This window comes from Bradyrhizobium sp. CCGB01 (assembly GCF_024199795.1).
Classification (GTDB): domain Bacteria; phylum Pseudomonadota; class Alphaproteobacteria; order Rhizobiales; family Xanthobacteraceae; genus Bradyrhizobium.
In genome coordinates this window covers 3,221,828-3,233,334 of record NZ_JANADK010000001.1, presented here as the reverse complement: position 1 = coordinate 3,233,334, position 11,507 = coordinate 3,221,828, and the positions used below count along the sequence as shown (strand labels likewise).

General features: G+C 64.5%; 10 protein-coding genes. 9 read left to right on the top strand and 1 reads right to left on the bottom strand.

Annotated features, from left to right (window positions below; all coding sequences use genetic code 11):
- Window positions 1-128: 128 nt before the first annotated feature.
- From NLM25_RS14775 to NLM25_RS14765, 3 genes are all read left to right on the top strand, one after another.
- Window positions 129-1,364, top strand: a complete 1,236-nt coding sequence (locus NLM25_RS14775) for a putative DNA modification/repair radical SAM protein (protein ID WP_254137421.1) — start codon at window positions 129-131, stop codon at window positions 1,362-1,364.
- Window positions 1,364-2,806, top strand: a complete 1,443-nt coding sequence (locus NLM25_RS14770) for a UdgX family uracil-DNA binding protein (RefSeq protein ID WP_254137420.1) — start codon at window positions 1,364-1,366, stop codon at window positions 2,804-2,806. The genes NLM25_RS14775 and NLM25_RS14770 overlap by 1 nt, the downstream gene beginning before the upstream one ends.
- A 97-nt stretch (window positions 2,807-2,903) precedes the next feature.
- The gene (locus NLM25_RS14765) at window positions 2,904-4,532 is read left to right on the top strand and encodes an inorganic phosphate transporter (RefSeq protein ID WP_254137419.1); all 1,629 of its coding nucleotides are present in this window, start codon (window positions 2,904-2,906) and stop codon (window positions 4,530-4,532) included.
- Window positions 4,533-4,605: 73 nt separating this feature from the next.
- Here NLM25_RS14765 and NLM25_RS14760 read toward each other — a convergent pair whose 3' ends face one another.
- Window positions 4,606-5,778 (bottom strand): M20 aminoacylase family protein, encoded by a 1,173-nt coding sequence (locus NLM25_RS14760; RefSeq protein WP_254137418.1) that lies wholly within the window; start codon window positions 5,776-5,778, stop codon window positions 4,606-4,608.
- Between the two features lie 174 nt (window positions 5,779-5,952).
- Here NLM25_RS14760 and NLM25_RS14755 point away from each other — a divergent pair, with 174 nt between their 5' ends.
- The 6 genes from NLM25_RS14755 (at window position 5,953) to NLM25_RS14730 (ending at window position 11,404) form a co-directional block, all read left to right on the top strand.
- Window positions 5,953-7,572, top strand: a complete 1,620-nt coding sequence (locus NLM25_RS14755) for a GMC family oxidoreductase (RefSeq protein ID WP_254137417.1) — start codon at window positions 5,953-5,955, stop codon at window positions 7,570-7,572.
- A 12-nt stretch (window positions 7,573-7,584) separates the two neighbouring features.
- Window positions 7,585-8,475, top strand: a complete 891-nt coding sequence (locus NLM25_RS14750; protein WP_254137416.1) for an alpha/beta fold hydrolase — start codon at window positions 7,585-7,587, stop codon at window positions 8,473-8,475.
- 174 nt (window positions 8,476-8,649) lie between these two features.
- Window positions 8,650-9,594, top strand: a complete 945-nt coding sequence (locus NLM25_RS14745) for a metallophosphoesterase (RefSeq protein WP_254137415.1) — start codon at window positions 8,650-8,652, stop codon at window positions 9,592-9,594.
- 13 nt (window positions 9,595-9,607) lie between these two features.
- Window positions 9,608-9,943, top strand: coding sequence for a cupredoxin family copper-binding protein (locus tag NLM25_RS14740; RefSeq protein ID WP_254117613.1), 336 nt, complete (start codon window positions 9,608-9,610; stop codon window positions 9,941-9,943).
- A gap of 142 nt (window positions 9,944-10,085) precedes the next feature.
- Window positions 10,086-10,634: a sigma-70 family RNA polymerase sigma factor gene (locus tag NLM25_RS14735; RefSeq protein ID WP_254137414.1), complete on the top strand. Its 549-nt coding sequence runs from the start codon at window positions 10,086-10,088 to the stop codon at window positions 10,632-10,634.
- On the top strand, window positions 10,631-11,404 hold the full coding sequence (locus NLM25_RS14730) for an anti-sigma factor (RefSeq protein ID WP_254137413.1): 774 nt from the start codon (window positions 10,631-10,633) through the stop codon (window positions 11,402-11,404). Before NLM25_RS14735 ends, NLM25_RS14730 begins: the two co-directional genes overlap by 4 nt.
- Window positions 11,405-11,507 lie beyond the last annotated feature (103 nt).

Here is an 11,507-nt window from a genome sequence, read left to right as displayed (position 1 = left end):
CTCGAAAAGAGAACCAACGGCTGGCTCATTTGTTCATGATATGTTCTAATATAAAGCTAACGGGACGCCCTGAGTCAATCGAATTGGTGCCCTGTCGGATTCATGAGCGGAATCAAAGGGATTCAAGAATGGACGTGCAACGCAAGCTGGAGATTTTGGCAGACGCCGCCAAGTACGACGCGTCCTGTGCCTCCAGCGGCACCGAGAAGCGGGATTCCAGCGACGGCAAGGGCATGGGCTCGACCGCGCCGGGCATGGGCATCTGCCATTCCTACGCGCCGGACGGCCGCTGCATCTCGCTGCTCAAGGTGCTGCTGACCAACGCCTGCAATTACGACTGCCTCTATTGCGTCAACCGCGCTTCCTCGAACGTGCCGCGCGCCCGCTTCACTATCGACGAAGTAGTCAAGCTCACGCTCGACTTCTACCGGCGCAACTACATCGAAGGGCTATTCCTCTCCTCCGGCATCATCCGCAGCCCCGACTACACCATGGAGCAGGTGGTCAGCGTCGCGCGCAAACTGCGCGAGGAGCATCACTTCCGCGGCTACATCCATCTCAAGACCATTCCGGAGGCCGACGACGCGCTGATCGCGGAAGCCGGCAAATATGCCGATCGTCTCTCCATCAACATCGAGATGCCTGAGGAGACGAGCCTGCAGCAATTCGCGCCGGAGAAGGACGTGCGTGCGATCCGCCGCACCATGGGCCGGCTGCGGCTGAAGCTCGACGAGGCCGAGGAAGGCCGCAGCGCGAAGACGAAGGCCAGGCCGCAGCGCTTCGCGCCGGCCGGACAAAGCACGCAGATGATCGTCGGCGCCGACAGTGCAAATGATCACACCATTCTGCACACCAGCGCCAATCTCTACGGCTCCTACCGGCTGAGGCGCGTCTACTACTCCGCCTTCAGCCCGATCCCCGATGCCAGCCGCGCGCTGCCTCTGCGCGCCCCGCCGCTGCTGCGCGAGCATCGGCTCTACCAGGCCGACTGGCTGATGCGGTTTTATGGATTCGACGTTGCGGAGATCGTCGACGACAGCGCGATGCTGCCGCTCGACATCGATCCAAAACTCGCCTGGGCGCTGCGCCATCGCGACCGCTTTCCGCTCGACGTCAATCGCGCCAGCCGCGAGGAGCTGCTGCGTGTGCCCGGCTTCGGCACCAAGGCGGTCGAACGCATCATCGCGACGCGGCGCACCACCACCATTCGCGTGGCCGATCTGGCGCGGCTGCACGTCCCCCGCAACAAGGCACTGCCGTTCATCGTGCTCAGCGATCACCGGCCCGCCCCGCATCGCCTCGATGCTGCCGGGCTCATCGAACGGTTCAAACCAAAGGCAACACAACTGGGGTTTGGCTTCTGATGCAGTACATCACCCTCGACAATCAAACCGATTTCGATGGCTGGCGCAAAGCCGCACGCAGCCTCGTGCTTCATCATGTGCAGCCCACCGATGTCACCTGGACCGTGCAAGGCGGTGAAGCGGATTTGTTCGCGCCGCCCTCGCCATCTCCGATACTCGAGGTGAACGACGGCACCTTCAACGTCTCGGCAAAATTCGTCGATCTCGCCAAGGCTGCGATCCTGCATCGTGATCCCGAGCGATTTGCGATCCTCTATCGCCTGCTCTGGCGATTGAAAGACAATCACGATCTCATCGAGGTCGCGACCGATGCCGACGTCGCGCAGGTCATTGCGATGGCAAGAGCGGTTCATCGCGACGAGCACAAGATGCATGCCTTCGTGCGCTTCCGCGAGATCGGCCGGGAACGCGCAGCGCATTACGTCGCATGGTTCGAGCCGGAGCATCACATCGTCGAGCTCGCTGCGCCGTTCTTCGCAAAACGCTTTGCCGACATGCCCTGGTCGATCCTGACGCCTGATCTCTGCGCGCATTGGGACGGCCATGCGCTCTCGTTCACGCCGGGCGTGAGCAAGAACGAAGCACCGGGCGAAGACCGGCTGGAGGAAACCTGGCGGCGCTACTACGCCAGCATCTTCAATCCGGCCCGGCTCAAGGTGAAAGCGATGCAGACCGAGATGCCGAAGAAATACTGGAGGAACCTGCCCGAGGCTTCGATCATTAAACCCCTGATCGAGGACGCCGAACGCATGACCGGCGCCATGATCGCCAATGCCGCAACCGATCCGCATAAGCCTCAGAAGCGGCCGGAGGCTCCGATGACACGCAAGCTTGCTGCCGACGATCTCGAAGCGCTCCGCGAGGAGGCCGCGCATTGTCGCGCCTGCCCGCTCTACAAGGACGCGACGCAGACCGTGTTCGGCGAAGGCCCGAAAGACGCGACCATCATGCTGGTCGGCGAGCAGCCCGGCGACAAGGAAGACCTCGCCGGCCATCCCTTCGTCGGCCCGGCCGGCCAGATGCTCGACCGCGCGCTTGCGGAAGCCGGCGTCGACCGCAAGAAGGTCTATGTCACCAACGCGGTGAAGCACTTCAAATTCGTGCCGCGCGGAAAGATCCGCCTGCACCAGAAGCCGGCAACGCCGGAGATCAAAGCGTGTCGACAATGGTACGAGCGGGAAGTTTCGGCAATCGGGCCGGAGCTCATCGTGGCGATGGGCGCCACCGCCGCGCAAAGCGTGTTCGGCAAGATCACCCCTGTCGGCAAGACCCGCGGCCGGCTCATCGATCTGCCCGACGGGCGCAAGGCGCTCGTGACGGTGCACCCGTCCTATCTGCTGCGGCTGCCTGATCCCGAGGCCAAAGTGCTGGAATATCAGCGTTTTGTCGAAGACCTGAAGATCGCCGCCGGCTTGCAGAAGAAGGCTCCGCGCGCGGCCTAAATACAGGTGGGAAAGCGACTTTTGGACGCAGTTGTCATCCAGCCTTCAAATCCATCGCGGACAATAGCCCTTCAAATTAGTTAAGGGGCGTCCAAAAATGACAGATGTTGCATTCGACCGTGCGGTAGGCGATCCGACGCCTGTCCAGCCGGCTTCCAGGCCAAATCTCGACAAAGGCTTCAATCCTCTGACGATGATCCTGTTCTTCGGCATCCTCGCCGCGGGCCTGCTGTTCGTTGCTTACAGCATCTATGCCGACATCGACGCGACCGGCACCAAGGTCACGACCTTCCTGCCCTACATCCTCCTGTTCGTCGCGCTGCTGATTGCGCTCGGGTTCGAATTCGTCAACGGCTTCCACGACACCGCCAACGCGGTGGCGACCGTGATCTACACCCACTCGCTGCCCGCCGAATTCGCGGTGATGTGGTCGGGCTTCTTCAACTTCCTCGGCGTGCTGCTGTCTTCCGGCGCCGTCGCTTTCGGCATCGTCTCGCTGCTGCCGGTCGAGCTGATCCTCCAGGTCGGCTCGAGCGCCGGCTTCGCGATGGTGTTCGCGCTGCTGATCGCCGCGATCCTGTGGAATCTCGGCACCTGGTATTTCGGCCTGCCCGCCTCCTCGTCGCACACCCTGATCGGCTCGATCATCGGCGTCGGCATCGCCAACGCCGTCATGCGCGGCCGCGACGGCACCTCGGGCGTGGACTGGAGCAAGGCCACCGAGATCGGCTACGCGCTGCTGCTCTCGCCGCTGTTCGGCTTCATCTGCGCCGCCGTACTGCTGCTGCTGCTCAAGTTCATCGTGCGTAACCCTGCCCTGTACGCGGCACCCGAAGGCAACAAGGCCCCGCCGCTCTGGATCCGCGGTCTCCTGATCGCGACCTGTACCGGCGTCAGCTTCGCCCACGGCTCCAACGACGGCCAGAAGGGCATGGGCCTGATCATGCTGATCCTGATCGGCACCGTGCCGACCGCTTACGCGCTCAACCGCGCGCTGCCGGAATCGCAGGTCGCCCAGTTCCAGAAGACCTCGGAGGCCGCCTCCAAGGTGATTGCGGCGAAGGGCGCCGGCCACAACATCATCGGCGATCCTCGCCCGGCGGTGACGCAGTACATCGCGCTGCATAAGCTCAACGAGGGCACCTATCCCTCGCTGGCCGTGCTGGTGAAGGACGTTGGCGACCAGGTCGCCAAATACGGCTCGCTGAACAAGGTGCCGGCGGAAGCCGTCGGCAACACCCGCAACGACATGTACCTGACCTCGGAGGCGATCCGCTTCCTGATGAAGGACAAGGAGAACGATCTCAGCAAGGACGAGGTCGCGGTGCTCAACACCTACAAGGGCTCGCTCGACGCCGCCACCAAGTTCATCCCGAACTGGGTGAAGATCGCGGTCGCCATCGCGCTCGGGCTCGGCACCATGATCGGCTGGAAGCGCATCGTCATCACGGTCGGCGAGAAGATAGGCAAGACCCATCTCACCTATGCGCAAGGAGCGTCCGCCGAGCTCGTCGCCGCCGCCACGATTGGTGCTGCCGACGTGTTCGGCCTGCCGGTCTCGACCACCCACGTGCTGTCGTCAGGCGTCGCCGGCACCATGGCCGCGAACGGTTCGGGCCTGCAAATGGCGACCATCCGCAACCTGTTGATGGCCTGGGTGCTGACGCTGCCCTGCGCGATCGCGCTGTCGGCCACGCTCTACGTGATCTTCTCGCGGATTTTCTGAGCGATCGCATCACTCAAACACAAAGGGCCCGTGCGATGCACGGGCCCTTTTCATTTCTGCTTCGAGCTCAGCCTCACGACGCCGCGAGCGATTCCTCGACCAGCTTGACCCAGTAGGACGTACCGTAAACGATCGCCTCGTCGTTGAAATTGTAGGCGGGGTGATGCAGGCCGGCGCTGTCGCCGTTGCCGCAGAAGATGAAGGCGCCGGGGCGGGCTTCGAGCATGTAGGCGAAATCCTCGCCGCCCATCAGCGGCGGCATCTCGTGCACATTGGCTTCGCCGGCAACGCTTTTGGCGATGCGCCGCGCCACCTCGGTTTCCGCGGCGTGGTTGTTCACGACCGGGTAGTTGCGCTTGTAGCGCAGATCAATCTTGGCGCCGGTGATCTGCGCCACGCCCGCCACCACCTCGTGCACGCGCTTCTCGACCAGCTTGCGCACCTCAGGCGACAACGTGCGGATGGTGCCCCTCAACGTCGCGGTCTGCGGAATGACGTTGCGGGCATTGCCGGCGTGGAATTCGCAGATCGAGATCACGGCCGATTCCAGGGGATCGACGCTGCGGGCGACGATCGACTGCAACGCGGTGATGACCTGGGCGCCGACCAGCACGGAATCGACGCATTTGTGCGGACGCGCGGCGTGGCCGCCGAGGCCCTCGATGTTGATGTCGACCTCGTCGGTCGCCGCCATGATCGGACCCGGCCGGATCGCGAACGAGCCGATCGGAATGCCCGGGCCGTTGTGCATGCCGTAGACCTGCTCGATGCCGAAGCGCTCCATCAGGCCGTCCTTGACCATGGCCGCGCCGCCGGCGCCGCCCTCCTCGGCGGGCTGGAAGATCACCACCGCATCGCCGGCGAAGTTGCGGGTCTCGGCGAGATAGCGGGCCGCGCCGAGCAGCATCGCGGTGTGGCCGTCATGGCCGCAGGCGTGCATCTTGCCGGGGTTCTTGGAGGCGTAAGGCAGATTGGTCTGCTCCTCGACAGGCAGCGCGTCCATGTCCGCGCGCAGGCCGATGGTCTTGAGCCCCTCGCCGGCCGGCTTGCTGCCCTTGATCACGCCGACCACGCCGGTCTGGCCGAGGCCGGTCACGACCTCGTCGCAGCCGAACTCGCGCAGCCGGTCCGCAACGAATGCTGCGGTGCGGTGGACGTCGTACAGCAGCTCCGGATGCTGGTGGATGTCCCGGCGCCAGGCCTGAATATCGGGTTGAAGGTCGGCGACGCGGTTGACGATGGGCATGGAGGGACTCAAGCTTTGTTGAAAATACAGGACTGTCTACCATGCAAGCGCCAGTCCACCCAACTGCCGCGGATCGGGCCTAGCCCTGACGAACAGGCATGGCCGGGCTTGTCCCGATCCGCGGCGTCTGCCTATTAGGACGGAACGCTAGGTGACCATCCGGGTGGAAGCAGAATGCCAAGACGGCTCGAAGGTGAGTTTGACTATATCGTTGTCGGAGCCGGCACGGCCGGCTGCATCCTCGCCAACCGGCTCTCGGCCGTACCGGGTAACCGTGTCCTCATCCTCGAAGCCGGCGGCGATGACAACTGGATCTGGTTCCACATTCCGGTCGGCTATCTCTTCGCGATCGGCAATCCGCGTTCGGACTGGATGTTCAAGACCGAGGTCGAGCCAGGCCTGAACGGCCGCGCGCTCGCCTATCCCCGCGGCAAGGTGATCGGCGGCTCTTCGGCGATCAACGCCATGATCTCGATGCGCGGACAGGCGGCCGATTACGATCATTGGCGCCAGCTCGGCATGACTGGCTGGGGTTATGACGACGTGCTGCCGCTGTTCAAGCGGCTGGAAGATCACTTCCTCGGCGCGAGCGAGCATCACGGCACCGGCGGCGGCTGGCGCATCGAGGCGCCGCGGCTGTCCTGGGACGTTCTCGATGCCGTCGGCGACGCCGCCGAGGAGATGGGCATCAAGCGCATCCCGGATTTCAACACCGGCGACAACGAAGGCACCAGCTATTTCCACGTCAACCAGAAGCGCGGCCGGCGCTGGTCGTCAGCACGCGGCTTCCTCAAGCCGGCGCTGAACCGGGCGAACCTGCGGCTCGAAAAGAACGTGCTGGTCGATCGTCTCGTAATCGAGCAGGGCCGTGCCGTCGGCGTACGCTTCATCCAGAACGGCGAAATCATCGAGGCGCGCGCCAAACGCGAGGTGGTCCTCTCGGCCGGCTCGATCGGCTCGGTGCAGGTGCTGCATCGCTCCGGCATCGGTCCCGCCGACTGGCTGTCGCCGCTCGGCATCGACATCGTGATGGACAAGCCCGGCGTCGGCCGCAACCTGCAGGACCATCTTCAGCAGCGTGCGATCTACAAGGTCGAGGGCGTGCGCACGCTGAACGAGACCTACTACAATCTGTTCCGCCGCGGCCTGATGGGGCTCGACTACGCCTTCCGCCGCCGCGGGCCGCTGACCATGGCGCCGTCGCAGCTCGGCATCTTCACCCGCTCCGATGCGACGCGCGCGCGGGCGAACATCCAGTTCCACGTGCAGCCCCTGTCGCTCGACAAGTTCGGCGATCCCCTGCACCGCTTCCCCGCGATCACGGTGAGCGCCTGCAATCTCCAGCCGACCTCGCGCGGCACGGTGCGGCTGCGCTCGGCCACGCCTGACGAGAAGCCGATCATCGCGCCGAACTATCTGTCGACCGACGACGACCGCCAGGTCGGCGCCGACGCCATCCGCACCACCCGCCGCCTGATGCAGCAGAAGGCGCTGGCAAAGTATCGCCCGAGCGAATATCTGCCCGGCCCCTCCGTCGGCGACGACGATGCCTCGCTCGCCAAAGCCGCCGGCGACATCGGCACCACGATCTTCCACCCCGTCGGCACCGCGAAGATGGGCGCAGCGAACGACCCGATGGCCGTGGTCGACGAGCGCCTGCGTTTCTACGGCCTCACAGGCCTGCGCATCGTCGACGCCTCGATCATGCCGACCATCACCTCGGGCAACACCAACACGCCGACAGCGATGATCGCCGAGAAAGGTGCGACGATGATCTTGGAGGATGCGAAGTAGCATCCGGTCTCCATGATCAACCCGCACCGCTTTTCAATCGGTTCCGCCGACGCACAGATCGCCATGCTGCGATGGGGCGAGAGCGGCAAGCCGCCTGCCCTGCTCGTGCACGGCACCGGTTTCGTCGCCGACGTCTGGGATGAGGTCGCACGCGAACTTGCATCGACCTACACAGTCTATGCGCTCGACCGCCGCGGCCATGGCGCGAGCCACAAACCCGGCGCCTATCATTTCCTCGATTATGCCGACGACATCTGCCGGGTGATCGATGCGCTCAGGCTGCGCGACGTCTATGGGATCGGCCACAGCGCAGGCGCGACCGACCTGCTGCTCGCGGCAAAACTCTTGCCCGGTCGTTTCACGCGCCTGTTCGTGATGGAGCCGACCGTGATGGACCCTCGCGCGGCGCGCACCGGAGGACTAAACGACGAATCCATCGCCCGCGTGCAGAGCACGCTGCGCCGGCGCGCCGAGTTCGATAGTGCCGACGCCGTATTCGAACGCTACCGCGCAGCGCCCGCGTTTACGGATTGGACCGAGACGTCGCTCCGGGCGTATGTCCGTCACGGCTTTGTGCCGCTCGACGATGGCCGCGTCCGGCTCTGCTGCACGCCCGAGATCGAGTCGGCGATCCTGCGTCCGATCTACGAGGCGATGGAACAGGTTTACGTTGGCGATGCCCGCGGCAATCCGTTTACCGGGCTCACCGAGATCAATTGTCCGGTGCGCGTCACGACCGCCGCGAAGTCGGAACCGATCTACAAGGAGATGGCGCGACGTGCCGTGTCGCTGATCCCGCGCGTCAGTACGATGGTCTTTAATGGCGCCGGGCACTGCGTGGCGCAGGAAGTGCCGGAGCAAGTGGTGGAAGCCGTGCGGGAGTTCGCGAAATCCTGCCCGTAGCCCGGATGGAGCGAAGCGGAAACCGGGGATAGCCCCGCGCACTGGCCCCGCATTCCGCTTCGCTCGATGCGAACTACTGTCACCTCACGAAATCGTCATCACCTCCCGCGAATAAACCCCCCGCTCCTCCAATCACCTCCCCGAAGCCCAATTTCGGGCGAGAGGAGATCTGCGATGAGCGGACACGATCACGGGGACGACGGCGTCAGCCGCCGCAAGGTGCTGGAATGCATGACCTGGGCCGGCACCGGGGTGCTCTGGACCATCACGGGCGGCGTGCCGCGCTCGCTCGGCATCATCGATTCCGCGCAGGCCGCAACCGCGGCCACGCCGGGAATGACCTTTCTCCAGATCAGCGACAGCCATGTCGGCTTCGACAAGCCGGCCAATCCCAATGCGCTCGGCACGCTGGAGGAAGCGGTGGGCAAGATCAACGCGATGCCGGCCAAGCCGTCGTTCATGATCCACACCGGCGACATCACCCATCTGTCGAAGGCCGCCGAGTTCGACAATGCCGACCGCATCATCTCGCAAAGCAAGCTCGACGTGCACTATGTGCCCGGCGAGCATGACTTCCTCGACGAGGAGGTGAAGTTCTATCGCGAGCGCTACGGCCGCGGCACGAAGGGCGCGGGCTGGTATTCGTTCGATGCCGGCGGCGTGCACTTCGTCGGCCTCGTCAACGTCGTCGACCTTAAGGCCGGCGGCCTCGGCAATCTCGGCGCCGAGCAGCTCGCCTGGCTCGAGGACGATCTGCGCGGCAAGTCGAAATCGACACCGATCGTGCTGTTCGCCCACATCCCGCTCTGGACCGTCTATCCAGAATGGGGCTGGGGCACCGAGGATGGCGGCCGCGCGCTCGAATACGTCAAGGGCTTCGGCTCGGTCACGGTGCTGAACGGCCACATCCACCAGGTGATGCAGAAGGTCGAGGGCAACGTCACGTTCCACACCGCGCGCTCCACCGCCTTTCCGCAGCCGGCGCCGGGGGCCGCTCCTTCGCCAGGACCGATGAAAGTCGAGGATGCAAGGCTCCGCTCCATGCTCGGCGTCGCCAGCATCAACTTCAAGCAGAACGAGCATCGGCTCGCGATCATCGACACGCCGCTTCAGGGTTGAACGGAATCTGACAATGAAAACACTCAATCGCCGCGACTTCGGCGTCGACCTTGGTCTCGCTTTGGCCGCGGCCATCCTGTTGCCCGCAACAACCGCCCGCGCCGACGACATGGACGTTCACATCGACAATTTCGTTTTCCAGCCGGCCGAGCTCAAGATCAAGGTCGGCACCACCGTGACCTGGACCAACCGGGACGACATCCCACACACGATCGTTTCGGCAGGCAAATTCAGGTCAAAGACCCTGGACACCGACGACAAGTTCTCGTTCACCTTCACCAATGCGGGCGACTACAAGTATTTTTGTTCGCTGCACCCGCACATGACGGGGATGATCAAGGTTGAGTAACAGCTCGAACCAAGGCATCAACGTCTTGCCCGGCCGGTGGTCCCACGCAGGCCGGGCTCGTGTGCCTTCGGTCACACACGCCGACGAAACGAACAGGGACGAAACAACGCGCCGCGCAGAACAAGAGGCAAAGCGAGGAGCGATGCCCGCCAACGACGATATGCAGAAGGCGCAGCGCTTCCGCGAGGCGACGCTGCCCTATCTCGACGACGTCTACACGCTCGCGCGCTATCTGCTGCGCGACGCTTCCGACGCCGAGGATGCGGTGCAGGAGTGCTATCTGCGCGCGCTGAAGCATTTCGACAGCTATCGCGGGCCGGCGATGAAGCCCTGGCTGTTCGCGATCCTGCGCAACGTCTGCAATGCCGAATATGCGCGGCGCGCGCACAGGCCCGGCGCGATCGAGGATACACCCGGCGCCGCCGAGCAGACGCCGATCTGGCAGGAGAGCGAGGCGACCCCGGAGACCGAAGTGCTGCGCAGCCGCGATGCCGGCGCCATCCGCAAGCTGATCGACGCACTCGCCGAACCATTCAAGGAAACATTCGTGCTGCGGGAGATCAACAACCTGTCCTACCGTGAGATCGCCGAGACCGTCGGCGCCCCCGTCGGCACCGTGATGTCCCGCCTCGCCCGCGCCCGCGCCATGCTGCGCGCGGCCTGGACGGCGGAAGAGGAGCACTCAAGATGACCTGCGACGAAGCAAGGGTCCTGCTTCACGCGCTGCTCGACAACGAGCTCGATGCCGGCCACGCGCGCGAGGTCGAGGCCCATATCGCCAGCTGCCCGGCCTGCGCCGCCGAATTTGCCGCCCAGCGCGAGATGCAGCGTGTGCTCACTGATACCAATCTGCGCTACACCGCGCCCGCAAACCTGCGCGCCCGGATCGAAGCCTCGCTGCCGCAGCCGCAAGCGCAACGCCAACAACCGAGCCGCCGCTCCGTGCTGCGTGGCTTTGCCATGGGCTCGGCGGTCTCCGCGCTCGCGGCCTCCGGCGTGGTCGCCGTGGTGCTGCGCCAGGACGACCAGCAGCGCATCCTGTCGGAGGTCGTCTCCGCGCATCTGCGCTCACTGCAGGCCGGCCACCTCATCGACGTGGTCTCGAGCGACCAGCACACGGTGAAGCCGTGGTTCAACGGCAAGCTCGACGTCGCCCCGCCCGTGATCGATCTCACCGCGCAAGGTTTTACGCTGGTCGGCGGCCGGCTCGACTATATCGACGCACGCGCCATCGGCGCGGTCGTCTACAAGCGTCGGCAGCACGTGGTCAATCTGTTCGTGTCGCAGACCTCGAACACGGAATATCGCGCGCCGAAGACCGAGACCATGCAGGGCTTCAACTGCCGCCGCTGGGGCAATCGCGGCCTGAACTTCTGGGCGGTCAGCGATCTCGGCGCCGACGAGCTCGCCGAGTTCGTCGACAAGTTCGAGGCGGCGATGAAGGCGAATGTGGAGGGGTGAAAAGCCTCGCCGTCATTGCGAGGAGCGAAGCGACGAAGCAATCCAGGCTACCTCCGCGGAGACAGTCTGGATTGCTTCGCTTCGCTCGCAATGACGACTGCCG

Coding starts and splice junctions, on each gene's coding strand:
- NLM25_RS14735 (WP_254137414.1), top strand. CDS start 10,086: ATGCCCGCCAACGACGATATGCAGAAGGCGCAGCGCTTCCGCGAGGCG.
- NLM25_RS14765 (WP_254137419.1), top strand. CDS start 2,904: ATGACAGATGTTGCATTCGACCGTGCGGTAGGCGATCCGACGCCTGTC.
- NLM25_RS14750 (WP_254137416.1), top strand. CDS start 7,585: ATGATCAACCCGCACCGCTTTTCAATCGGTTCCGCCGACGCACAGATC.
- NLM25_RS14775 (WP_254137421.1), top strand. CDS start 129: ATGGACGTGCAACGCAAGCTGGAGATTTTGGCAGACGCCGCCAAGTAC.
- NLM25_RS14740 (WP_254117613.1), top strand. CDS start 9,608: ATGAAAACACTCAATCGCCGCGACTTCGGCGTCGACCTTGGTCTCGCT.
- NLM25_RS14755 (WP_254137417.1), top strand. CDS start 5,953: ATGCCAAGACGGCTCGAAGGTGAGTTTGACTATATCGTTGTCGGAGCC.
- NLM25_RS14730 (WP_254137413.1), top strand. CDS start 10,631: ATGACCTGCGACGAAGCAAGGGTCCTGCTTCACGCGCTGCTCGACAAC.
- NLM25_RS14770 (WP_254137420.1), top strand. CDS start 1,364: ATGCAGTACATCACCCTCGACAATCAAACCGATTTCGATGGCTGGCGC.
- NLM25_RS14760 (WP_254137418.1), bottom strand. CDS start 5,778: ATGCCCATCGTCAACCGCGTCGCCGACCTTCAACCCGATATTCAGGCC.
- NLM25_RS14745 (WP_254137415.1), top strand. CDS start 8,650: ATGAGCGGACACGATCACGGGGACGACGGCGTCAGCCGCCGCAAGGTG.